Annotated in this window: 19 protein-coding genes and 1 pseudogene; 6 read left to right on the forward strand and 14 right to left on the reverse strand. The window is 70.9% G+C overall.

The features are described 5' to 3' along the window. The 3 genes from pulA to AOK01_RS07515 form a co-directional block, all read left to right on the forward strand. Positions 1-5,041, forward strand: a 5,041-nt coding sequence (gene pulA / locus AOK01_RS07505; RefSeq protein ID WP_055509749.1) for a pullulanase-type alpha-1,6-glucosidase, incomplete at its 5' end; no start/stop codon positions are given. A gap of 70 nt (positions 5,042-5,111) precedes the next feature. Beyond that, the gene (locus AOK01_RS07510) at positions 5,112-6,737 is read left to right on the forward strand and encodes a fused response regulator/phosphatase (RefSeq protein WP_055509784.1); all 1,626 of its coding nucleotides are present in this window, start codon (positions 5,112-5,114) and stop codon (positions 6,735-6,737) included. 50 nt (positions 6,738-6,787) lie between these two features. Further along, positions 6,788-7,144: a 5-carboxymethyl-2-hydroxymuconate Delta-isomerase gene (locus AOK01_RS07515; RefSeq protein ID WP_055509750.1), complete on the forward strand. Its 357-nt coding sequence runs from the start codon at positions 6,788-6,790 to the stop codon at positions 7,142-7,144. A 119-nt stretch (positions 7,145-7,263) separates the two neighbouring features. On the opposite strand, the gene AOK01_RS07520 is transcribed toward AOK01_RS07515, so the two are convergent. The 4 genes from AOK01_RS07520 to AOK01_RS07535 all read right to left on the reverse strand — a co-directional run bounded on the left by AOK01_RS07520 (position 7,264) and on the right by AOK01_RS07535 (position 11,328). Then, positions 7,264-7,785: a DUF4232 domain-containing protein gene (locus tag AOK01_RS07520; protein WP_055509752.1), complete on the reverse strand. Its 522-nt coding sequence runs from the start codon at positions 7,783-7,785 to the stop codon at positions 7,264-7,266. A 180-nt stretch (positions 7,786-7,965) separates the two neighbouring features. Beyond that, a complete protein-coding gene (locus tag AOK01_RS07525; protein WP_107099758.1) occupies positions 7,966-8,655 on the reverse strand; it encodes a TetR/AcrR family transcriptional regulator in 690 nt (229 codons plus the stop codon). A 48-nt stretch (positions 8,656-8,703) separates the two neighbouring features. Continuing rightward, complete coding sequence (locus AOK01_RS07530; protein WP_055509756.1) at positions 8,704-10,722, reverse strand: hypothetical protein; 2,019 nt, start codon at positions 10,720-10,722, stop codon at positions 8,704-8,706. A 30-nt stretch (positions 10,723-10,752) separates the two neighbouring features. Then, positions 10,753-11,328 carry a tetratricopeptide repeat protein gene (locus tag AOK01_RS07535; RefSeq protein ID WP_055509758.1) on the reverse strand — a complete coding sequence of 192 codons (576 nt, stop codon included), beginning with the start codon at positions 11,326-11,328 and terminating at the stop codon, positions 10,753-10,755. 158 nt (positions 11,329-11,486) lie between these two features. Here AOK01_RS07535 and AOK01_RS07540 point away from each other — a divergent pair, with 158 nt between their 5' ends. Then, positions 11,487-11,921, forward strand: a complete 435-nt coding sequence (locus AOK01_RS07540) for a hypothetical protein (RefSeq protein ID WP_055509760.1) — start codon at positions 11,487-11,489, stop codon at positions 11,919-11,921. Between the two features lie 151 nt (positions 11,922-12,072). On the opposite strand, the gene AOK01_RS07545 is transcribed toward AOK01_RS07540, so the two are convergent. The 8 genes from AOK01_RS07545 to AOK01_RS07585 form a co-directional block, all read right to left on the reverse strand. Beyond that, a complete protein-coding gene (locus AOK01_RS07545) occupies positions 12,073-13,599 on the reverse strand; it encodes a DUF1996 domain-containing protein (protein WP_055509762.1) in 1,527 nt (508 codons plus the stop codon). 440 nt (positions 13,600-14,039) lie between these two features. Beyond that, positions 14,040-14,693, reverse strand: a complete 654-nt coding sequence (locus tag AOK01_RS07550) for a LuxR C-terminal-related transcriptional regulator (protein WP_055509764.1) — start codon at positions 14,691-14,693, stop codon at positions 14,040-14,042. After that, on the reverse strand, positions 14,678-15,982 hold the full coding sequence (locus AOK01_RS07555; RefSeq protein ID WP_055509766.1) for a sensor histidine kinase: 1,305 nt from the start codon (positions 15,980-15,982) through the stop codon (positions 14,678-14,680). The genes AOK01_RS07550 and AOK01_RS07555 overlap by 16 nt, the downstream gene beginning before the upstream one ends. 90 nt (positions 15,983-16,072) lie before the next feature. Beyond that, the gene (locus AOK01_RS07560; RefSeq protein ID WP_213862064.1) at positions 16,073-17,095 is read right to left on the reverse strand and encodes an NAD-dependent epimerase/dehydratase family protein; all 1,023 of its coding nucleotides are present in this window, start codon (positions 17,093-17,095) and stop codon (positions 16,073-16,075) included. A gap of 101 nt (positions 17,096-17,196) precedes the next feature. Then, positions 17,197-17,802, reverse strand: a complete 606-nt coding sequence (locus AOK01_RS07565) for a winged helix-turn-helix domain-containing protein (RefSeq protein ID WP_055509770.1) — start codon at positions 17,800-17,802, stop codon at positions 17,197-17,199. A 376-nt stretch (positions 17,803-18,178) separates the two neighbouring features. Continuing rightward, positions 18,179-19,207, reverse strand: coding sequence for a glutamine synthetase (gene glnII / locus AOK01_RS07575; RefSeq protein ID WP_055509774.1), 1,029 nt, complete (start codon positions 19,205-19,207; stop codon positions 18,179-18,181). Between the two features lie 350 nt (positions 19,208-19,557). Continuing rightward, a complete protein-coding gene (locus AOK01_RS07580) occupies positions 19,558-20,259 on the reverse strand; it encodes an RlpA-like double-psi beta-barrel domain-containing protein (RefSeq protein ID WP_055509775.1) in 702 nt (233 codons plus the stop codon). Positions 20,260-20,404: 145 nt separating this feature from the next. Continuing rightward, positions 20,405-20,764, reverse strand: a complete 360-nt coding sequence (locus AOK01_RS07585) for an ArsC/Spx/MgsR family protein (protein WP_213862065.1) — start codon at positions 20,762-20,764, stop codon at positions 20,405-20,407. 233 nt (positions 20,765-20,997) lie between these two features. On the opposite strand from AOK01_RS07585, the gene AOK01_RS07590 reads away from it, so the two are divergent. Continuing rightward, positions 20,998-21,306: a hypothetical protein gene (locus AOK01_RS07590; protein WP_055509779.1), complete on the forward strand. Its 309-nt coding sequence runs from the start codon at positions 20,998-21,000 to the stop codon at positions 21,304-21,306. Between the two features lie 103 nt (positions 21,307-21,409). On the opposite strand, the pseudogene AOK01_RS07595 reads toward AOK01_RS07590, so the two are convergent. Then, positions 21,410-21,640: pseudogene (locus AOK01_RS07595) on the reverse strand (winged helix DNA-binding domain-containing protein); the annotation flags it as partial. Between the two features lie 266 nt (positions 21,641-21,906). Between AOK01_RS07595 and AOK01_RS07600 the strand changes: the two are divergent. Beyond that, a complete protein-coding gene (locus AOK01_RS07600; RefSeq protein WP_055509783.1) occupies positions 21,907-22,227 on the forward strand; it encodes a hypothetical protein in 321 nt (106 codons plus the stop codon). A 247-nt stretch (positions 22,228-22,474) separates the two neighbouring features. Here AOK01_RS07600 and pspAB read toward each other — a convergent pair. Continuing rightward, positions 22,475-22,793, reverse strand: a 319-nt coding sequence (gene pspAB, locus AOK01_RS07605; protein WP_425424723.1) for a PspA-associated protein PspAB, incomplete at its 5' end; no start/stop codon positions are given.

Here is a 22,793-nt window from a genome sequence, read left to right on the forward strand (position 1 = left end):
GGGCACCGGCAAGGACGCCTCGGCCGGCTACCACGGCTACTGGATCACCGACTTCACGCAGGTCGACCCGCACTTCGGCACGAACGCGGACCTGGAGCGGCTGATCGACAAGGCCCACGGCAAGGGCATGAAGGTCTTCTTCGACGTCATCACCAACCACACGGCCGACGTCGTCGACTACGAGGAGAAGTCCACCTCCTACCTCTCCAAGGGCGCCTTCCCGTATCTGACGAAGGACGGCGAGCCCTTCGACGACGCCGACTACGCGGACGGGGCGCGGAAGTTCCCCGCCGTCGACAGCGGCTCCTTCCCGCGCACCCCCGTCGTGCCCGCCGCGAAGAAGAACGCCAAGGTGCCGTCCTGGCTCAACGACCCGTCGATGTACCACAACCGCGGTGACTCGACCTTCGCCGGTGAGAGTTCCACGTACGGCGACTTCTCCGGGCTCGACGACCTGTGGACCGAGCGTCCCGAGGTCGTCAGTGGCATGGAGAAGATCTACCAGCGGTGGGTCAGGGACTTCGACATCGACGGGTTCCGGATCGACACCGTGAAGCACGTCGGCACGGAGTTCTGGACCCAGTGGGCCACCGCCCTCGACACGTACGCGGCCCGGCACGGCCGTGCCGACTTCTTCATGTTCGGCGAGGTGTACTCGGCGGACACGTCGATCACCTCCCCGTACGTCACCGAGGGCCGCCTCGACTCCACGCTCGACTTCCCCTTCCAGGACGCGGCCCGGGCGTACGCCTCCCAGAGCGGCAGCGCGCAGCGGCTCGCCTCGGTCTTCGGGGACGACTACAAGTACACGACGGACAAGGCCAACGCGTACGAGCAGGTCACCTTCCTCGGCAACCACGACATGGGCCGCATCGGCACCTTCCTCAAGCAGGACAACCCCGACGCGTCCGACGCCGAGCTGGTGAAGAAGGACAGGCTGGCGAACGAGCTGATGTTCCTCAGCCGCGGCAACCCCGTCGTCTACTACGGCGACGAGCAGGGCTTCACCGGCGCCGGCGGCGACAAGGACGCCCGCCAGACCATGTTCGCGTCCAGGACCGCCGACTACCTGGACGACGACGAGCTGGGCACCGACCGCACGCACGCCGAGGACGCGTACGACACGAGCGCGCCCCTCTACCGGCAGATCGCCGCGCTCGCCGAGCTCCGCAGGGACAATCCGGCCCTCGCGGACGGCGTACAGACGCAGCGGTACGCGGCCGACGGCGCCGGCGTCTACGCCTTCTCCCGTACGGACGCGAGGACCGGTGTCGAGTACGTGGTCGCCGTGAACAACGCGGGCGAGGCGAAGTCCGCCACCTTCGCGACCGGTTCGGCCGGCATGACGTTCCGCGGGCTGTACGGCACCGACGGCACGCTGAAGAGCGGCTCCGACAAGAAGGTCGACGTCACCGTCCCGGCCGGTTCCTCGGTCGTCTACAAGGCAGCGGGCCGGCTCACGGCGCCCGCCGACAAGCCGGCCGTCACGCTGCAGGCGCCCGCCGCGGGCGCCACCGGCACCGTCGAGATCTCCGCCGACGTCGACGGCGGGCAGCTCGACCGGGTCGTCTTCGCGGCCCAGACCGGCAACGGCACGTGGCGGACGCTCGGTTCCGCCGACCACGCCCCGTACCGGGTGACCCAGGTCGTCGGCGAGGACGTACCGGCCGGAACCGCCCTGCGCTACAAGGCCGTTGTCGTCGACTCGGCGGGGCGTACGGCGAGTGCGACGGCTGCCTCCACCACCGGCACCCCGCCCGCCGAGGAGGTGCCGACCGCCTCCTCGCGCGACTACGCGATCGTCCACTACAAGCGCGAGGACGGGGACTACACCGACTGGCGGCTGTACGCCTGGGGCGACCTCGCCGACGGCGAGGAGACCACCTGGCCCGAGGGACACGACTTCGTCGGCCGGGACGCCTACGGTGCCTTCGCCCACGTGAAGCTCAAGCCGGGCGCCTCGGCCGTGAACTTCCTCGTCATCGACAAGGACGGCACCAAGGACGTCTCCGCCGACCGCACGATCGACGTCACCAGGACGGGCGAGGTCTGGGTCGAGCAGGGCAAGGAGGCCGTACGGACCGAGAAGCCGGCCGCCGACTACCCGGCGCCCGACACGACCAAGGCCGTCCTGCACTACCACCGTGCCGACGGGAACTACGACGGCTGGGGTCTGCACACCTGGACCGGCGCCGCGAACCCCACGGACTGGTCGAAGCCCCTGGAGCCGGTACGGACCGACCCGTACGGCGCCGTCTACGAGGTGCCGCTCGCCGAAGGGGCCACCAGCCTCAGCTACATCCTCCACAAGGGCGACGAGAAGGACCTCCCCACCGACCAGTCGCTCGACCTCACGGCGAACGGCCACGAGGTGTGGCTCCTCGGCGGCCAGGAGAAGTACCTCCTTCCGCAGCCCGCGGGCAGCGCGGCGGCGCTCGACCTGACCACCTCCAAGGCGGTCTGGATCGACCGGAACACGCTCGCGTGGAACGGCGACGAGACGGCCGCGTCGACCCAGTTGCTGTACTCGCGCAAGGGGACCATCAAGGCCGAGAACTCCACGCTCACCAGCGACGACGAGCGGTGGCTCCGGCTCGGGAAGAGCACGCTCACCGACGCGCAGAAGGCCGCCTTCCCGCATCTGAAGGACTACACGGCCTGGTCCGTCGACCCGCGCGACCGGGACAGGGTGCGGGAGGCCCTGCGCGGCCAGCTGGTCGCCTCCCAGCGAGCCGCCAACGGCGCCGTGCTTGCGGCGACGGGCGTGCAGATCGCCGGCGTGCTCGACGACGTGTACGGCACGACCGCCACGAAGGCGGACCTGGGCCCGACGTTCCACGACAACGGCCGTCCCACGCTGGCCGTCTGGGCGCCGACCGCCCAGGAGGTCTCCCTGGAGATCGGAGGCAGCGGAGGCAGCGGAGGCAGCGGAGGCGCCACCGCGGGCATGAAGCGGGACTCCGCCACCGGGGTCTGGTCCGTCACCGGGCCCAGGTCCTGGAAGGGCAAGCCCTATCGGTACGTGGTGAAGGTGTGGGCACCCAGCGTCCGCGAGGTCGTCACCAACAGGGTCACCGACCCGTACTCGGTCGCCCTCACCGCCGACTCCGAGCGCAGCCTCGTCGTCGACCTGGACGACAGGTCCCTCGCCCCGGGCGGCTGGTCCGGCCTGAAGAAGCCCGAGGCGGTGCCGTTGAAGAACGCGCAGATCCAGGAACTGCACATCCGTGACTTCTCCGTCGGCGACAAAACCGTCCCGGCGAAGGAGAAGGGCACCTACCGCGCCTTCACCGACAAGGACAGCGCCGGCTCCCGCCACCTCAAGAAGCTCGCCGCGGCCGGGACTTCGTACGTTCATCTGCTGCCCGCCTTCGACATCGCCACGATTCCGGAGAGGAAGGCGGACCAGTCGGCCCCCGACTGCGACCTCGCCTCCTTCGCCGCCGACTCCGACAAGCAGCAGGAGTGCGTGGGGAAGAGCGCCGCGAAGGACGCGTACAACTGGGGCTACGACCCGTACCACTACACGGTGCCCGAGGGCTCGTACGCCACCGACCCCGACGGGACGGGCCGTACGGTCGAGTTCCGCGAGATGGTCAAGTCGCTCAACGAGGACGGCCTGCGGGTCGTCATGGACGTCGTCTACAACCACACCCCCGCCAGTGGTCAGGCCGACACGAGCGTGCTCGACAAGGTGGTCCCCGGCTACTACCAGCGGCTCCTCGCCGACGGTGCTGTCGCCACCTCCACCTGCTGCGCGAACACGGCGACGGAGAACGCCATGATGGGCAAACTGGTGGTCGACTCGATCGTCACCTGGGCCCGGGAGTACAAGGTCGACGGGTTCCGCTTCGACCTGATGGGCCACCACCCGAAGGCCAACATCCTGGCGGTCAGGAAGGCCCTCGACGCGCTCACCCCCGCGAAGGACGGCGTCGACGGCAAGTCGATCGTCCTCTACGGCGAGGGCTGGAACTTCGGCGAGGTCGCGGACGACGCGCGGTTCGTCCAGGCCACCCAGAAGAACATGGCCGGGACCGGCATCGCCACCTTCTCCGACCGGGCCCGGGACGCCGTGCGCGGCGGCGGCCCGTTCGACGAGGACCCGGGCGTCCAGGGCTTCGCGTCCGGCCTCTACACCGACCCCAACTCCTCCGACGGCAACGGGACATCGGCCGAGCAGAAGGCCCGACTCCTGCACTACCAGGACCTGATCAAGGTGGGCCTGTCCGGCAACCTCGCCGGGTACGCCTTCACCGATACCGCGGGCAAGCAGGTCAAGGGCTCCGAGGTCGACTACAACGGGGCGCCCGCCGGATACGCGGACGCGCCCGGCGACGCCCTCGCGTACGTGGACGCGCACGACAACGAGTCGCTGTTCGACGCGCTCACGTTCAAGCTGCCGGGGGACACCTCGGCGGCCGACCGGTCACGGATGCAGGTCCTCGCAATGGCCACGGCCGCCCTGTCGCAGGGCCCGGCGCTCTCCCAGGCGGGCACCGACCTGCTGCGCTCCAAGTCCCTGGACCGCAACTCGTACGACAGCGGCGACTGGTTCAACGCCATCCACTGGGACTGCCGGGACGGCAACGGCTTCGGACGCGGGCTGCCACCGGCCACCGACAACGAGACCAAGTGGCCTTTCGGCAAACCCCTGTTGACGTCCGTCGAGGTGGGCTGTGCTCAGATCGAGGGCACGTCCGCCGCGTACCGGGATCTGCTGCGCATCCGTACGAGTGAAAGTGTCTTCGGGCTCGGCACCGCCGGACAGGTGCAGTCGAAGCTGTCCTTCCCGCTGTCCGGCAAGGACGAGACGCCCGGCGTGATCACGATGGAACTCGGCGGCCTCGTCGTCGTCTTCAACGCGACCCCCGGGGTACAGGAGCAGAAGGTGCCGGAGCTGCGGGGCACGGGGTACGAACTGCACCCCGTACAGGCCGCGGGCGAGGACGCCACCGTCAAGTCCGCGTCGTACGAGCCGGACTCGGGCACGTTCGCCGTACCCGGGCGGACCGTGGCGGTGTTCTCCCGCACCTCTTGACAGAGCATTACCGTGGTGGGGCGGCCCCGGGACCCCAGGCCGCCCCACCGGCGTGTCCAAGGGCTGGCAGATGGACGTCAACGGCAAGCGAACAGGTGTGACCGTGCTGCTCGTGGACGGAACGCCGGCGGGCCGGTACGCCATGGGCGCCCTGTTGCGCCGCGCCGGTCACCGGGTCGTCCCGGTCGCCACCGGCCACGAGGCACTCGCCGAGCTCGACGCACGGCAGCACGGGAGAACCCTGCCCGACGTGGCCCTCGTCGACGTGGACCTGCCGGACGTGAGCGGCTTCGAACTGTGCCGCACCCTCAAGGCCCGGCCGTACACGGCCGGCCTCCCCGTCGTGCACTACTCGGCCGCCGCCGTGGGCTCGTACGACCGCCGCCGGGGGCTCGAAGCGGGCGGGGAGGCATATCTGACGGTTCTGGCCGAGCCCGAGGAGATCGACGCGGTGGTCAGGGCCGCGGTGCGGGCCGCCCGGCTGCGGGCCGACGACCAGGCGATGGCCCGACGGCTGACCCTGCTGTCCGAGACGATCGTCACCATCCAGAAGGCGCGCTCCCTGCAAGAACTGGCCGACGCCGCCGCCAACGGCACCGCGCGGCTCACCGGCGGGCCCGCCGCCGTCTTCTTCCTCGGCCCGGACGGCGAGCTGTACCGCGGTACCTCCCGGGACCGCACCTCGCTCGCCCCGCCCGACGAGGGCGCGCACCGGACCGTCGCCGGACTGCTCCGGCGGCTCACCCGCGGGCAGGCCGGGGTGCAGATCACCACGGTGCCCTCGCCGCTGTGGCCCGCCGGGTTCTTCCGGCCCGGCGTGCAGCACGACGCCCGGCTGGCGCTGATCCTCACCCAGGACGGCAAGGCCTCGGTGTGCCTGGCCACGCCCACCCGCGAGGCGCGCGGGCCGAACCCGGAGGAGGAGACCCTGGTGGCCCGGCTCGCCCAGGCCACCGCCCTCGCCGCCGAGCCGCTGCTCATGTACCAGGTCGAACGGCACGTCGCCCTCACCCTCCAGCACAGCTTCCTGCCCAGGCCGCACCGGCTGCCCGAACTGCCCGGCATCGACGTGGTCGTCCGCTACGTGCCCGCCTCCCAGCAGACCGAGATCGGCGGCGACTTCTACGCCGCGCTGCCCACCGACGACGGCGGGCTCGTCGCGGTGGGCGACGTCGTCGGGCACTCGCTGGACGCGGCCACCCTGATGGTCGAGATCCGGCACGCGCTGCGCGCCTACTGCGTCGACGAGAGCGACCCGGTTGTGCTCGTCGGGCGCCTCGACCGGATGCTCCGGCACTACCACCCCGCGATCACCGCCACGGTCTGCCTGGCCCTGATCGACCCCGGCACCGGACGGACGCGCATCGCGAACGCGGGCCACATTCCGCCGCTGGTCATCCGGGACACCGGCACCGCCGAATACGCCAAGGCGGTCGGGCCGCTGCTCGGTGTGGGGCTGCCCCACCCGACGCCGACCGAGCTGTTCCTCGAAGCCGGCGACCGGCTCCTCATGGTCACCGACGGCCTGATCGAGACGCGGGGCACGGACCTCGCGGCCTCGATGGAACACCTGCGGGTGGCAGCCGCGGGGGCTCAGCCGGGCCTGGACGACCTGTGCGACACGCTCCTGGACTGCTTCGGCCACGACCGGGAGGACGACATCGCGCTCCTCGCGCTGAGACTGTCGTCCGGTTGAAGTCAGGTCGAAGTTAGGGTGAGCGTCGTTGTCCTGGAAGAGGAGCGCCCATGCCGCAGATCACCGTCGACTACTCCACGTCGCTCACCGACGCCTTCGACCGGCAGGGGTTCGCCGTCGCGCTGCACACCATGGTGGTGGAGACGGCTGCCGCGAAGATCGAGGCGTGCAAGTCCCGGTTCACGGCCGTCGACGATGTCGTCGTGGGGGCGGAGAGGGCGGGGCACGCGCTGGTGCATGTGGCGGTGGCGCTGCTGCCGGGGCGCTCCGCCGAGGTGAAGTCGGCGTTGACGTCGCGGACGCTTGAGCTCGTACGAGCGCATGTGAAGCCCGTGGACGGCGTGACGCTGCACGCCTCCGCGGAGGTGCGGGACCTTGAGGCGTCGTACCAGAAGTTCGAGGACTGAGGTCCGCGTCGCACGCACTGTACATACCGCACGCACTGTACGTACCGCACGGCCGGGGCCGGACCGGGTCGCCCGATGGTGGCGTCCGGCCCGGCCCCGGTGCGTCCGGCCCCGGTGTGTCAGGAGGAGAAGGGAACGGCGTCGGCCGCCTTGGCGTGCCAGTTGGTGGCGATGGGCTGGTCGACCGTGGCGGTCTCGGGCAGGCGGAGCGTGACCGAGTTGAGCTCGTCGCCGGCGACCGAGAGGTGGAGCTGGTCGAACTCGATGCCGCCGTTGTCGACGGTGGACTTCGGGTTGATGCCAGCGTAGGCGGCGGTGGAGCCGGAGAGGACGACGTCGTCGCTGACGCTCTGCTCGGCGGGCGAGACCGCGGTGTCGGGGCTGGAGCCGAAGGAGGCGGAGGGGAACACGCCCTTCAGGTGGCAGGTGACGCCGGACTTGGCCTTGGCGGTGATGAGGTAGTAACCGCCCGCCTGGGTCTTGGTCTTGACGGTGAACTTCAGGTCGCCGGTCGCGCAGGCCTTGGTGGTGGAGCGTGCGCTGTCCGCGGTGGCCGTGACGGTGGCGGTACCGCCGATGGCGAGTGCGGCGACGGCGGCCAGGGCCAGACGGGCGGAGCGGGTGGCGAAGAGTGAACGCATGGTGGTCTCCCGTGGTGTGACGTGGTGGTTCGTCCAGCGGGCTGCTGGGATGACCACAGCTTGGGCCGCGATCCGTCCCACCGGCCACAAATGGCGATCAAGATGGGACGCTGGAACGCTGGAACGGGCCCTGACCAGCAAAGACCCCGACGTCGTGGGACGCCGAACGGAACGGCGACCTCAAGTCGCCAGGGCGATCAGGCGCTCTGCCAGGTCCGAGAAGGGGCCTTGGGACGGTTCTTCCGCCAGTGCACGGCGCAGGAGAGTCGCCGTCTCGGGGTCGTACGCGGCGCTCACCGCGGCCAGGGCCGCGAAGTCGTGGACCAGTTGGACCTCCAGCTCGCCGCGCGGAATGCGGCGGCCGTCCAGCCAGATCAGGGCGGTCGCCTCGGCCAGGGAGATCCACGAGCGGACGACCAGTTCGAGACGGGCGGGCGGCCGGTCGACCCGCAGATGGGCCACGATCTGGAGGTACGCGGCCTGCCGCACACCGTCGACAAGGGCGTTCGTCCGGGTGGAACCCACCGCCGGGCCACCGCGCATCAACGCCGAGAAGCCGGGCCCGTGTTCGTCGACGAAGTCGAAGTAGCGCCGCATCACCCGCAGCAGCCGTGCGCCCAGCGGGCCTTCCTGCGGCTCGATGAAACGTTCCGCCAAGTCGTCCGAGGCGCGCTGCAAGGCGGCCTCGTACAGGCTGAGTTTGCCGGGGAAGTAGTGGTACACCAGCGGTCGCGAGATGCCTGCGGCGGAGGCTATCTCGTCGATGGACACGTCGTCCGGTGAGCGCCGGCCGAACAGGTCGAGGGCGACGCCGATCAGCTGCTGCCGTCGCTCCTCGACGCCCATCCTTCGGCGCACCCCGGTAGTCATGCGAACACCCTACCGATCGGATTCGGCCTCGAACGGACTCATTCGGCCTCAGTGGAGCGCGGTGATCTCCCGCCCGTTGTCCAGGGTCCCCCGCAGGGTCGCCCGGGCGCCCTGCTCGGTCCGTACGGCGAGGAGGGCGCCCCGGGCGGACCCGCTGATGCCGCCCGTCGCGCGGACCGACGCCATGTCCTTGCTGCCGGCGGCGAGGAGGTACCAGTCACCCTTGGGCGACTTCCACAGCACACCCGCCAGGAGATGGGGGTCCTTCGAGCCGCAGGCGGCCACGTTCTCCGCCTTCGCCGTGACCGCGCCGTACCGCTGCCCCGACGCGTGGAACTGGGCAAGCACCCGCTGGCCCCCGCCGCGCCAGGTGTCCGCGCGGGTGCACAGCCAGCTCGCGGTGCCGCTCGCGTCGGGGAGCGACTGGCGGGCGTACTCCCAGGAGTTCACCGAGCGCACCCCCTGGCCGCGTACGGTGGCGAGGGAGCAGGCGAGCGGGGACCAGGCCGCCGCCGAGGCGTCGCGCGCCTGCCCGGGACGGCCCGAGGTCAGCCGGGCGGGCGTCAGCTCCCCGAGGTCGGTCAGCAGGCGGGTACCCGTCCGGTCCGTCAGCTCCAGCACGTTCCAGGAACGGCAGGGGCCGGTCCGCTGGGCCGGGCTCGCGAACGGCTCGGTCAGCCCGTCCGCCGGGCGCGCGGGCCGGGTCGTACCGGCTGCGGGCTTCAGCAGGTCGCGCACGGTGGCGGTACGCACCCAGGGTGCCGTCAGATAGCGGACGTTGCCGTCGGTGCGGCCCAGGACCACCGCGCCCGCGTCGGCCTCCGTGGCGCTGTCGACCCGCGCGAAGTCGAGGGCGGCGCCCTGGGTGCCGTCCTTCGGTTCGGCGTAGCGCACGATGCGCAGCCCGTCGTGGAGGAGTACGACGCGGCTCTGGTCGACCTCGCCCGCGTACAGCAGTTGGGGCGGTCCCGGCGGGGCGCCCGAGGGGGTGCCCGGGGTCGCCGAGACCTGTACGGACTCGCCGGGCCGGGCCCATACCGCGAGGGCGCGGCGCAGCAGGGCCTTGTCGCCGGTGAGCGTGCCGCGCGCCGGCCACACGGAGAAGTCGGTGCGCGCGGACGACTTCCACGCCGCCGCCGGGACCAGCGTCAGCCTGCCGGGATCCAGCGCGGCCTGGGCTGCGGGGTTGCGCGCGTACGGGGGCGCGGCGGCGCCGTCGGGGCCCCAGCCGTCACCGCCGGGCATGCCGAGGAGCGCCCCGCACACGGCCACCGCGGCGGCCGCGGCGAGCGCCGCCCTCGTGTGCTGGCGGCGGCGCATCAGATCGGTGGGCCGGGCGTGCAGGGAGCACGGGTCGAACTCGGGGGAGGTCAGCAGCCCGTACCTCCCATCCGCCCGGTCCGCCCCGGCTGCCCGGTCTGCCCCGGCTGCGTCGAACGTCCCTTCCGCTCCGGCCGTCCCTTCCGCTCCGGCCATCGTGTCCGCCTCGGCGAGGGCGGCGGCCGGGTCCTCCTCGCCGGCCGCGGTCAGCACCTTGCGTACGTCCGCGTCGGCCAGCCGCTCAAGGCCGCGCAGGACGTAGGCGGCGCGGGCGGGGGCGGACAGGGCCGAGAGGCGCTGGTCCAGGGCGAGTTCGTCGGCGCCGCCCGAGCGCGGGAAGAGCCGCAGGCCCCACACCCGGGGGAGCAGCGGTGGTAGTTGCGCCCGTTTGGGCCAGGCCCGGAAGGTCAGCGGCCGGCCTGCCTCCAGGGCCGACCGCAGGACGCGCAGACGCACGTACGCGTATCCGGGATCACCGTCGCGGCCCTTGGCGGCGGTCTTCTGGGCCGGGACGACGGACGCGTCGCCGGCGGCCCGGCCGCGCGGCAGGGTGCGCTGGGTGAGCGCATGGGCGGTGAGCACCCGGCGGTTGCGGCCGAGGCTCGGCGGCAGTACCAGATAGGCGAGCCGGACGAGCCGCGGGTAGTGCTCGACGAGCGCGGCCTCGGCCTGCTCGACGTCGACCACCGGCCCGGAGGCGGCGGCTGAGGCGGGGTGGGGGCGCGGGGCGACATCCTGTGACTGCACGTTCAGCAGAACGAGCGAATCGGTGGTTGGTCACCTGGACTGGTCGGACTCCACGGGCAGTTGTCCCTCCGGCTCCACGAGCAGACGCGCGTAGTTCGCCATGGACCGCTGGTAGCGGGGCAGATGCGGGGCGAGGGCGCCCAGTACGAGCGCGAGCCCCTCGCGCTCGCGGCCCAGGCTCGCCAGGCACAGCGCGAGCGTCGCCCGTACGGCGTCGTCCAACTCGTCCGATACGCCGACGAGTTCGGGCGTGAGGAGCCGGACGCCCTCCTCCGGCTGCCCGAGGTTGCGCAGCGAGCTGGACAGCTGGATCTTCGCGCGCCGGCCACGGTAGCCGTCGAGGCCGAGCTCCAGGGCCTCCCGGTACAGCGGCACGGCCTGGTCCGAGTGGCCCGTCGAATCCCAGGCGCAGGCCCGCTCGAAGGGACCGGCCGGGCTGTCGGCCGGCAACTCGGCGGCGAGCGCGTCGATCACCGCGCGGAAGTCCGCCGCCTGCGCCTCGTCCGTCGCCGGGTCGGTGTCGAAGCGGGCCCAGGCCGCCGCCACCCGCTCGTCCCAGTCCGCTGCCCGGTCCGCTGCCCTGTCTTCGTCCGTCGTCACGGGCATACCCTCGCACAGGGCGTGTCCACGACCGGAATCGGATGCGATTGAGCGCGGAGCGCGTGGGAGCCGTATCGAAGGCGGGGCCCTCGCGAGGGCTCTCGGCGGCGTGGGCCGGGACCCGACCCTCCCAGAAGCCGGCCCGGACCCGGAGGTACGTACGAATGAGTGTGACGAGGAAGAGGCTCGCGGTCGGTACGGCCGGGGCGGTCATGGCGCTGGTGGCGGTGACCGGCTGTGGCTCCGACGGCGGCGAGAAGGTTCCCGAGACCGCGTCCGGCAGCCTGGAGCACATCGCGAGCGAGGCCGGCTGCAAGCCCAACATGCAGACCGACGCGGACACGATCCGGCAGGCCCTCTGCAAGACCTCCGGCGGCAAGTACGTCCTCGCGACGTTCGCCACCGACCGCGGTCAGCGTGAGTGGCTGAACGGGGCGAAGGACTACGGCGGCTACTACCTCGTCGGCCGCAAGTGGGTCGCCGTCGGCGAGGAGAAGACGGTCACCTCGCTCCGCGGCCGGCTCGGCGGGACCATGGAGGAGGGCTCCGAGCACATGAATCCCGGTGGCAGTCACAACAGCGGCGGTCACAGCGGCTGACCACGCGGCCCGGAACGTAACTGAACGGAACGTAACTGAACGGGGCGGGACGGAACGGGGCGGGACGAGAGAAAGCCGGCGGTGGGAATTCCCACCGCCGGCTCTCTCGTGCCTATCGCCTACCGTGCTGCATTCTGTGCTGCCAGTTGTGCTACTTGCAGTCCTGGCCGCTGTTGATGCAGTCGACGACCTCGTTCATCGTGTTCTCGTCGAAGAAGTTGATGAAGTCGTTGTGGTCGGTGATCGGCTTGTGCAGCTGGTCCGGGAAGGAGTCCACCGCGAACGGATTCTGGACCTGTCCGTCCTGGATCTGCGGCGCCTCTACGTCGTAGACCAGACGGACCTGGAGCTGGGGGATGGCCTGGAAACCGTTGGCGCAGGTGCCGTCCGCCTGGACGAAGGCCACGTGCGTGCGGTGGTTGGCGCTGTCGATGTTCTGACCGTCCCAGCAGCTCTGGAAGTTGGACGACCGCACCACGGAGCTGCCCTCGGGGCAGATCGGGTACTTGTCCGTCAGCTGCCGGTCCTCGAACCCGGTGCAGCTCCAGTTCGTGTTGGCGTTGTTGAGGCCGTTCACGAAGGCCTTGGCATCACCGGTGATGATGCGCAGGGCCGTCGGCATCGCGACGACGTCGCTCGTCTTGTTGCCGACGAACTTCAGCTGAGCCTCGCTGACCTGGGCGATCGTGCCGACGTTGCCGTCCTGACCGCCACCGGGGGCGCCTGCGTCGATGTCGTCCTGACCGTCCTGCACACGCAGCACCGGCCAGAAGTACGACGACTTGTCACCCTGGTTCTGGCAGGTGGTGTCCGCCGCCGCCAGGTCCTCGTCGCTCGCGAAGGCGTCGTTGGACTGGTTGCCCACGTAGTCGTGCTGGTGCTGCGCACCGTTGCTGACACCGGGAGCGACGATCACGTTGTCCGAGTTGCGGAGCTCGTTCTCGTTGGTGCCGCAGACCGTGGTGAACGTGCCGGTCGAACCGGAGTCCCCGTTAGCCGGGAGCCCGTTCGCGCCCACACCCTTCGGTCCGCCGGTCGGCTGGACCTGGGTGATGTCCTGGAAGTCGGCTGCCACGGGCCCGTTGTCGGCCTGCCCGCCGTTGCCGCCGTCCTGGCCGCCGTTGTCGCCGCCCTGGCCACCGTTCTGGTTCTGGCCTCCGTTGCCGGCTTGGCCACCGTTCTGGCCCTGGCCGCCACCGGCGGGCTGGTCGGCGGGAACGCCCTGGCAGCCCGCGAGCTTGCCGCGTCCTCTCGGACCCTTGCCGCCCGCGCGGTTGATGTTGTTGCTGATCCGGTCGATCGTGGCCACACGCTTGGACTTCAGTGGGCTGAGGATGGCGTTGTTGACGTAGCCGGGGTCCCCCGCCTGAGCCTGGCGTGTGTCCGCAAGACGCTTATAGGCCTCCGTGACCTGCTGGTCGAGCTTGGCCAGCTCCTTGTCGACACCGGCGCGTGCGCGCCTCGGTACGTTGGTCAGCTTCTGGCCGACGTCCGGGCACTTGATCGTGGCCACCGAGGCGGCGGTTGTCTGCGCGTTCCGCGTCGAGTTCTTGCTCTCGCCCGCAGAAGCGTAGATGTTGGCCGCAAGCAGACCGCCGCCACCCAGCGCGAGAGCCGCCGATGCGGCTATCGCCCGGTTGGCGAGCGTGGAGCGGCGTTTTCTGTTCGTGCGTCCCATGGAACTCCTCTGGCTTCCTTGCGGGGGCATCGAGGGCGCCCGACAGGAGGTGAAGCGGCAGCGTTCAATACGGAGGAGGTTCCCGGGGTGTTCAGAGGCCTCAGAAATTGATGAGATTCTGTGGCGCAATCCCGACGCAATCGCCACGCAAGGGGCTTAGGGCCCTTCTGATGGATCTCCGCGGCGTCGCGACGCCCGGCACGCCCTCTCGCCGCACCGGGCACAGNNCTCCTTCCCCACGGAGATCCACCAGAAGGGCCCTAGAAGCCCCTGCGCCGACGGCAGTTGAGGCCGCGTCGTTGAATCTCATTCAGCGGAGATGGAACTCCGGGCCGGCTTACGAGCCGACTTCCGGGCCAGGCTCCGAACGGTAGTCGTCGATCACCGCCGGCCCTTGTTACCGCTCTCTTTCCGTTCTCTTTCCGTTCTTTATGGATATTTCAGCGGCCCTGGTCCAAATAGGCGAGAACGGCCAGGACGCGACGGTTGTCGTCGTCCGAGACATCCAGGCTCAGCTTCGCGAAGATGTTGGAGGTGTGCTTGGCGATCGCACGCTCCGTGACCACGAGTTGGCTTGCGATCGCCGCGTTCGACCTGCCCTGCGCCATCAGCTCCAAAACCTCCAGCTCGCGCGGGGTCAGCCGGCCCAGCGGCCGGTCGTCGGCCCGGCGCCGCGTCAACAACTGCTGGATGACCTGCGGATCCATCGCCGTACCGCCCGCCGCCACCCGACGTACCGCGTCGATGAACTGCTCGGCGTCGAACACCCGGTCCTTGAGCAGATAGCCGACCCCGCCGACGCCGTCGGCGAGCAGCTCACGCGCGTACAACTGCTCGACGTGCTGCGACAGGACGAGCACCGGCAGCCCGGGTCTGGCCCGGCGGGCGGCCAGCGCGCACTGCAGCCCCTCGTCGGTGTGCGAGGGCGGCAGGCGTACGTCGACCACGGCGATGTCCGGTGCCAGGTCCGCGAGGGCCCGTGTCAGTTCGGGGCCGGTCTCGACGGCGGCGGCGATCTCGAAGTCGAACGCCTCCAGCATCCGGACCAGGCCGTCGCGCAGCAGGAACAGGTCTTCGGCTAGGACAACTCGCAAGGGATCTCCATGGTCACCATGGTGGGGCCGCCCGCGGGGCTGCTGACGGCCAGGACGCCGTCGAATGTACCGAGTCGCCGTTCGACTCCGGAGAGTCCCGAACCCGCGCCGATCGTGGCGCCGCCCCTGCCGTCGTCCGTGACGGAGATCCGCAGCATCCCGCCGTGCGCCGGGGTGTGGTGCACGTCGATCCAGATCCGCTCGGCGCCCGCGTGCTTGACCGCGTTGGTGAGGACCTCGCCGACGGCGAAGTACGCCGCGGACTCCACCGGCGCCCCGAGCCGGCCGGGCAGGTCGACGTCGACCTCCGTACCGATCGGCATCCGCAGCGCCAACGCCCGTACGGCGTCGCCGAGTCCGCGCTCCGCGAGCACCGGAGGATGGATGCCCCGTACGAGGTCGCGGAGTTCGGTGAGCGCCTCGGCGGAGGATCTGCGGGCCTGTGCGAGCAGTTGCCTGGCCTTCGCCGGGTCCTTCTCGATCAGGGCGTCGATCGTGCCGAGATCCATGCCCATCGCGACCAGCCGTGCCTGGGCCCCGTCGTGCAGATCCCGCTCGATCCGGCGCAGTTCGGCCGCGGAGGAGTCGACGGCGTCCTGCCGTGTCTCGGTCAGTACGCGGACCCGCTCGGCGAGTTCGCCCTGTCCGGACGCCAGCACGGACCGGGTCAGCAGGAAGTGGACGCGCAGGAGGAACGGCGCCGTGTAGACGCCGACGACGAGGAGTGCGGCGCCCAGGGCCGCCGCGGCGAGGGCGCTGAGCTGCCCGCCGACCGGCACGAACCCGTACCACCAGCCCACGTACGTGCCGTCGGTGAAGACCCGCCACAACCCGGCGGCCAGGGCGAACCCCTCGAAGGGGTAGAGGAGCAGCGCGGCGGGCAGCAGCGCGGTGACGAAGCCCGCGGTCATGTCGACGGGCAGCCACATCAGATCCCGCCGGACCGCCGGGTCGCCGAGCAGATGGAAGCACCGCGCCCACGGATTGGCGTTCGCCGGGACCGGCCGGTACGCGGGCGGGATCCGCACCCCGGTCCACCGGGCCGCCACCAGGCGCCGCCGGTTCGCGAAGCCGCGCACGGCGGCCAGGACCCAGGGCGTCGTGACGATGCCGACGCCCACGGGCACGAGGACGATCGACACGACGGTCAGCACGAAGAGGACGATCGAGCCGGCCAGTGCGACGACGGCCAGCGCCAGGGCCCGCGCTCCGACGAGCGCGACGGCCCGCGTCCTGCGGCCTCCCGTGGTGTCCGCGTCGGTGTCCCCGCTGTCCCCGTTGGTGTCCATGGCCCCCAGTCTCGCCCACCGCGCCGCCGTGGTCAGGGGGCTGAGCCACCCGAAAGGGGGTGGTGCCGGCACCACCCCCTTCCGGGTGGCTCAGCCGCCCAGGATCTCCTTCTCCACGGCGGGATCGAGCCGGACCGCGGGGCGGTCGGGGCGCTGGGGAGGGCCCCCGCCGATGTCCTGGAGCCAGCTCCAGGTGTCGGCCACCGTTTCGGCGACGGGACGGCAGCGGAGCCCGCCGCGGACCGCCTTCGACACATCGACCCGGTGCAGCATGTCGTGGAGCTCCGAGCCCGGCGGCACCCACACGGGCAGCTCCGTCCAGGGCTCGACACCGGCCGCCAGGATCGCCTCGGGCTCGGTCCACCGGAGCTCGGTCCGGTCGCCGGTGACCCGCGCGCACGCGTCGAGCAGCGTGCCCATGGTCGCGTGCCCCGACGGACTGATGAGGTTGTACGCCCCGCTCGCCCCGCCCTTCACCGGCCCGTTCCCCGTCGCCGCACCCTCCGCCGCCCCGAGGATCCACTCGGCGAGGTCGCGTACGTCGATGTACTGGAGCGGGAGTTCACGGGGGCCCGGCGCGAGCACGGGGCCGCCGCGGGCCGTACGGGCGAGCCACCACGGCAGGCGGCCGACGTTCTCGTACGGGCCGAGGATCAGCCCGGCCCGTACCAGGAGCGCCCGCTCCTGGCCGAACGCGTCGAGCACGGCCAGTTCGCCGCCGCGCTTGTCGCGCGCGTAGTCGGTCTGCCCGGCGTCCGGGGAGGCGTCCGCGACCACGGGGCTTTCCTCGTCGTAACCGGCCGGCTGCGGCCACGCGTACACGGAACAGCTCGACACGTACACGTACCGCCCCACGCGGTCCTGCAACAGTCGCGCGGTGTCCCGTACCGCCCGTGGCTCCTTCGACCAGGTGTCGACCACCAGGTCCCATGCGCCGTCGGCGAGGGCCGCGAGCCCGTCGGGCGCGGTGCGGTCGCCGTGCAGGGAGCGCACGCCCGCGGGCGGGTCGTGCAGGCCGCGGTGGAAGACGGTCACGTCCCAGCCGCGCCGGAGCGCCGCCTCGGAGACCGCGCGTCCGACGAACTCCGTACCACCCAGCATCAGAAGTCTCATGGACGAGACTCTGCCCCGGCCGGCCGTGCGGCGGAACGGGTTTCTGCCCACAGGCAAACCGTTCCGCCGCCGGGTCGCTCACCGTCGTACGGGCGGGCGGTTCAACTGCCGGTGGGCGGCGTGTACTTGTAGCCGACGCGCCGCACCGTCCGGATGGTGTCCCGGTGCTCGGCGCCGAGCTTGCGGCGCAGCCGGGCGATGTGCACGTCCACGGTCCGGCCGTCGCCGACGTGTCCGTAGCCCCACACCGTGGTGACCAGCTGGTCGCGGGTGTGCACCCGGTGCGGATGCGCCACCAGGTGCGCGAGCAGCTCGAACTCCAGGTACGTGAGGTCGAGCGGCCGCCCGTCGACCTCGGCGGTGCGCCGGGTGGTGTCGACGCGTACGGGGAAGCCGGCGCCGGACTCGGCGGGCTCGGCCACCTCTGTCTCCGCCGCCCCGGCCCCCGGTGCGGCGACCGACAGGAGGGACGGCTGGTCGGCCGGTACGAGGACCAGGTACCCGATCATCGGCGGCCGGCCCGGCAGCGTGGGCAGGGTGTGCGGGGGAGCGGGCAGCCAGGTGGCGCCCGGCGGCAGGAGATCGGTGACGTCCACCACCTCGTCCCGGTCCACGGCACGCAGCCGATGGCGTGCGGGGCCGGTGGACGGGACCGAGGAGGAGGCGGAGGCGGTGGCCACGGAGGAGAAGGAGCGGGTGTTCGCCATGAGAGGTCAGCTCGTTTCGCGCGAGAGGTCGTCGGAGACGTACGTCGTGCGCGCTGGCCGGAGGCCGGGATACGGCTTTAGAGGGCCCGCGCGTTCGTCGTGCGACAACACACCCGGTCGAAGTCGTGGTGCTGACGGGAAGGCCAGAAGGGCTCAAGGTCGTGACGACCCGTAGCGATGCACTCCTGGAAGCTGGCCATGCCCCCATTGAAGCAGACACAACACACCAACAGCAGCCTCCTCTCACGCTCCGGACACCTGGGCGCCCCGAAGGTGGCGCTCTTCAGGGGCGCGGGGAACTGCGCGACCAGCCCCCATGGGAGAACGCGAAGGGCGCCCACCAATCCGGTGGGCGCCCTTCGAAAAGCCGGCCGAGTCAGACCTGCCCAGCCTTCTCCAACGCGGAGCAACACGTGTCGACGATCAGCCGCGTCACCAGATACGGGTCGACGTTCGCGTTCGGACGGCGGTCCTCGATGTAACCCTTGCCGTCCTTCTCGACCTGCCACGGGATACGGACCGAGGCGCCACGGTTGGAGACACCGTACGAGTACTCGTTCCACGGGGCCGTCTCGTGCAGGCCCGTCAGGCGGTCGTCGATGCCGGCGCCGTAGTTCTTGACGTGGTCGAGCGGCTTCGAGCCCTCGCCCAGCGACTCGCACGCGGTGATGATCGCGTCGTAGCCCTCGCGCATCGCCTTCGTGGAGAAGTTGGTGTGCGCGCCGGCGCCGTTCCAGTCGCCCTTCACCGGCTTCGGGTCGAGCGTCGCGGTGACGTCGAAGTCCTCGGCGGTGCGGTAGAGCAGCCAGCGGGCCACCCACAGGTGGTCGGAGACCTCCAGCGGGGAGACCGGGCCGACCTGGAACTCCCACTGTCCTGGCATGACCTCGGCGTTGATGCCGGAGATGGCGAGGCCGGCCTTGAGGCAGTTGTCCAGGTGGGCCTCGACGATGTCACGGCCGAAGATCTCGTCGGCGCCGACGCCGCAGTAGTAGCCGCCCTGCGCGGCCGGGAAACCGCCCTCGGGGAAGCCGAGCGGACGGGCGCCCTTGAAGAAGGTGTACTCCTGCTCGATGCCGAAGATCGGCTCCTGAGCGGCGAACTTCTCCTCGACCTCGCTGAGCGCGGCGCGGGTGTTGGACTCGTGCGGCGTCATGTCGATGTTGAGGACCTCGCACATGACGAGGACGTCGTCACCGCCGCGGATCGGGTCCGGGAAGGTCGCGACCGGCTTGAGCACGCGGTCCGAGGCGTGGCCCTCGGCCTGGTTCGTGGAGGACCCGTCGAAGCCCCAGATCGGCAGCTCCGCACCCTTGGCGTCGTCGCCCAGTATCTTCGTCTTCGAACGGAGCTTGGCCGTCGGCTCGGTGCCGTCGATCCAGATGTACTCAGCCTTGAAGGTCACGGGCCACATCCTTCGGGGTGGGTCTCTAACCGCGGTGCGGGTGCTGCGGCGCTGCGGCACGGAGCGCCGCGGAGGATGCCCGAAGCCTGTCAACAGGCGATTTCCCGATCATTGCTCGGATGTGAACCCCGTGTTACCTGGTGCCTCTGTGGTGGGGTTCACCTGCGGAGAGGGTGCCCGACAGCACACCGGCGACGGAACAACGCCCTCCGGAAGTTCTCCCTCGGTTCCCGGACCCTCGTATGCGATGGGTTTGGACGACGTGGTGGTACGGCGACGCGCATCCCTGCGTGTCGGTGTGCGTCGGGTGGCGGCCGGGGCCGCCACCCTGCTGCCGCGCGTGGGGCTCGTCAGCCCACCTTCTCGATGAGGGCCTTGCGGATCAGGAACTTCCCGGGCTCGCGGACCTGCTCGAACGCGGCGTTGTTCAGGAGGGCGCAGCTGCCGGAGACCGAGGTGACCTCCACGGTCGTGGACTTGTTGTTGTCCAGGTTCGTGACCTTGAGCTTCGTACCGGCGGGGAACTGGTTGCTGGACGCGGCAGGGGCGCCCGCCTCACCGGAGAGGGTGACGGTGGAGCCGTTGCAGACCTGCTCGCCGACGGCGGCGTCATCGCCTCCGGCGGCGGGGGCGGACGCGCCCTGCGTCGGCTGCGCGGCGGGCGCCTCCGTACCGGCCCCGGCCCCGGCTCCCGCTTCGGCCCCGGCTTCCGCTCCGGCGCCCACGTTGGCGTCGGACTCGCCGACCGTGCAGCCGGACGCCTCCTGCTGCACCTTGATCTGGTCGATGACCGCCTCACGGTTGGCGATCCGCGCCTCGGACTGGGCGTCCGGTGCGGTGCGCTGCCCCTCGATGAACTTCTCGTTGTTGCCGAGGGCGGTGGCCAGTCCGTCGCACACCACGGAGGACTGCGCGGAGGACTTCACGGTGGGCGCGACCGACGCCGCGTTCGACGTGGCGGCCAGGGCGAAGGCCCCACCGCCGGCCACCGCGGCGGCGCTCACCAGCAGGGCGATCTTCTTCTTCGGGCCGAGGGTTCTTCTGCGCGACATGAACGGCTCCTGATCCCCGGCCGCCCCGGGCGGCGGCCGTTCGCCGTTACGTACGAGATACCGAACGGAGTTGCTCAGCCGCCACGCGAGTCATTCGAGTAACGTGGATCACAGTGGATCACACGGGAGTTGGGGCAGAAGCCCTCTAACGGTCCAGGGCGTCCCGTACCGCATCGTCGGTCCGTGCGACGACGGCGGTGCCGTCCTCCGCGGTGATGATGGGCCGCTGGATGAGGCGGGGATGCTCGGCCAGGGCCTTGACCCACCGCTCCCGCGCACCGGCGTCGCGGGCCCACTCCTTCAGCCCCAGCTCCTTCGCCTCGGCCTCCTGGGTCCGGGTGATGTCCCAGGGCTCAAGACCGAGCCGCTCCAGAACCTCCCGGATCTCGGCCTCGGTGGGCACGTCCTCCAGGTACCGCCGAACCGTGTACGTGGCCCCTTCCGCGTCCAGCAGGCTGATGGCGCTGCGGCACTTGGAACAGGCCGGATTGATCCAGATCTCCATGCCGGACAAGGTATCCCGCGGCGGCTCACCGACGGCTCTGTTCGAATTTGCCGCCGTCTCACCCGCCTCTCGTAAATCTGCTGTGACACGGCGGCAACGACCTTGCTCACCTGGCCTTTTGACGGGCCGCGCGCACTCCCTGAATGTCAGTGGCCATGGGTAAACTGGAAGCAGTGTTCGAGGGTGCCACCGGAGACGCCGGCCGGTGCCCCGACCGCGACAGGAGGATGCCTGTGCCAGCTGCCGCACTCATTCCGCTGCCCACCCAGTCCACAGCCAAGAGGGCGGTCCTGCTCGACCTGCCGTACCGGCCCGTCGAGAAGCGCCCGCTGCCACCGGGGCGCCCCCGCGAGTGGTACGTCTCGCACAACCGCCGCCTCAAGGCGATGCGGCTCGCCATCGCCCTCCTCGACTCCGGCGTCCTCGTGCCCAACCAGGCGCGCAACGAGAAGATCCGCAGCACGGCCGAACTCATCGGCGTACATCCGCCGTCGGACACGACCTGCCACATGGTCCGGGCCCTGATGCGGTACTCCCGCTGAGCCCGGGTCCGTAGCGCCGCGCGTGGCGCCGCCCGTGTTCGCGTAGCGCCGCCCGTGTCATCGGGCGGCGCGTCGGCACGTCGGGCGCGGCCTGTCGGTGGCGTCAGGCGGACGCCAACTCCCGTTCCAGCGGCGTCCGGAAGCGGGGCGTGACCCGGGTCGGCCCCATCCAGGACCGCAGCCGGACGGCCTCCGCCTCGATCGCGTCCCGCGCCTCGGCGCTCCGACTCCCGCTGTCCGTACCCTCCGTACTCTCCACACCCTCCGTGTCCAGCAGCCGCCAGGTGATCTCGCCGTCGGGGCGCTGGGCCCAGCCGCCCACGATCCGGCCGTCCCGCTCCGGTCCGTCCTGTGCATTCTCTCTCGGCTCGAACTCGGGCTCGGAGCATCCCTATTGCTCTCCTCTGCGACGATTTCTTTTGACTTCACGGCGATTTGTGACTGCCTGTAAGCGGACCCGGTCGTTATTCGTTTCCGTCGGACAGGCATCCCACGGCATCCTGAGGGCTACTCTCGACCTCTCCGACGGACCGGCGCACACCGTGGCGCCGCGTCGGGCAGTTGAAGGTCTCACCACCACCACGCACAAGGAGACCCGTCATGGGTACCTTGATCATTTCGGCGATCCTCGCCCTGGTCGTCCTGGGGTTCAACAGCCCCGTCTGGTGGCTCGCCGCAGCCGCCCTGCTCTACCTGTACGCCCGATACGTCCGGGCCGGCCAGGGGTCCGGGCCGCCAGGTCCGCCGTCGACCGGTGGTCCCTCGGGTCGGCCCGTCGGCGGCTCGGGTCAGTCAGGAGGCGGCTCGGGCGGCTCGGCACGTGTCGACAACAACTACCGCGCGTACCGCCAACGCCGTGACCAGATGGCCAAGTGGGAACGCCGCTACCGCCGCGAACGCCCCTGGAACACCCGGAAGTGACCACTTCGGACGAGCACGACCCGCTTCGGACGAGCTGCCTGGTGGCCGGCCGGACAGGATCTAGGACCTGTCCGGTCGATCACGGCGAAGACGCGGGGTGTGGCACGCATATCTGCGGCGTTGTCGTCAGTCGACGACGCTCCGCGTCGCCTCCCTCCTCCGCCTTGCAGCTGCACGCACCACACCCCGCTCACCGGCGTTCACAAGGCACCGCCGCTTACCTTCACCGTGATCGACCGGACAGGTCCTAGCCGAGACCCGGCGCGCCCCAGAGAGGAAACCATCGGCCCAGATCCTGCTCCACCCGCAGGTCGTCCGCGAGCACGGCCCTGACCTGCAACTCCAGCGCGTTGTCGCGCCGCTCGCCGCCCTCGGCCGACGGTGCGAACGGGTAGAAGGTGCCGCGCTTGTGAAGATAGACGAGCCCGAGCCGCCGTTCGCCGCCGTCGTGGAAGCCGACCAGGGAACACAACAGCTGCGGTCCGAAGCCGCTGCTCTCCAGGCTGCTGTTCACCGCGTGCAGATCGGCGACGAGGGCGGGCAGCTCACCGGGCCCCCGCCGGGAC

The sequence above is a fragment of the Streptomyces aurantiacus genome, assembly GCF_001418335.1.
In the GTDB taxonomy this organism is placed as follows: domain Bacteria; phylum Actinomycetota; class Actinomycetes; order Streptomycetales; family Streptomycetaceae; genus Streptomyces; species Streptomyces aurantiacus.

Coding starts and splice junctions, on each gene's coding strand:
- AOK01_RS07600 (WP_055509783.1), top strand. CDS start 21,907: ATGGGTACCTTGATCATTTCGGCGATCCTCGCCCTGGTCGTCCTGGGG.
- AOK01_RS07545 (WP_055509762.1), bottom strand. CDS start 13,599: ATGGGACGCACGAACAGAAAACGCCGCTCCACGCTCGCCAACCGGGCG.
- AOK01_RS07555 (WP_055509766.1), bottom strand. CDS start 15,982: ATGGACACCAACGGGGACAGCGGGGACACCGACGCGGACACCACGGGA.
- AOK01_RS07565 (WP_055509770.1), bottom strand. CDS start 17,802: ATGGCGAACACCCGCTCCTTCTCCTCCGTGGCCACCGCCTCCGCCTCC.
- AOK01_RS07585 (WP_213862065.1), bottom strand. CDS start 20,764: ATGGAGATCTGGATCAATCCGGCCTGTTCCAAGTGCCGCAGCGCCATC.
- AOK01_RS07515 (WP_055509750.1), top strand. CDS start 6,788: ATGCCGCAGATCACCGTCGACTACTCCACGTCGCTCACCGACGCCTTC.
- AOK01_RS07580 (WP_055509775.1), bottom strand. CDS start 20,259: ATGTCGCGCAGAAGAACCCTCGGCCCGAAGAAGAAGATCGCCCTGCTG.
- AOK01_RS07510 (WP_055509784.1), top strand. CDS start 5,112: ATGGACGTCAACGGCAAGCGAACAGGTGTGACCGTGCTGCTCGTGGAC.
- AOK01_RS07525 (WP_107099758.1), bottom strand. CDS start 8,655: ATGACTACCGGGGTGCGCCGAAGGATGGGCGTCGAGGAGCGACGGCAG.
- AOK01_RS07560 (WP_213862064.1), bottom strand. CDS start 17,095: ATGAGACTTCTGATGCTGGGTGGTACGGAGTTCGTCGGACGCGCGGTC.
- AOK01_RS07540 (WP_055509760.1), top strand. CDS start 11,487: ATGAGTGTGACGAGGAAGAGGCTCGCGGTCGGTACGGCCGGGGCGGTC.
- AOK01_RS07520 (WP_055509752.1), bottom strand. CDS start 7,785: ATGCGTTCACTCTTCGCCACCCGCTCCGCCCGTCTGGCCCTGGCCGCC.
- AOK01_RS07535 (WP_055509758.1), bottom strand. CDS start 11,328: ATGCCCGTGACGACGGACGAAGACAGGGCAGCGGACCGGGCAGCGGAC.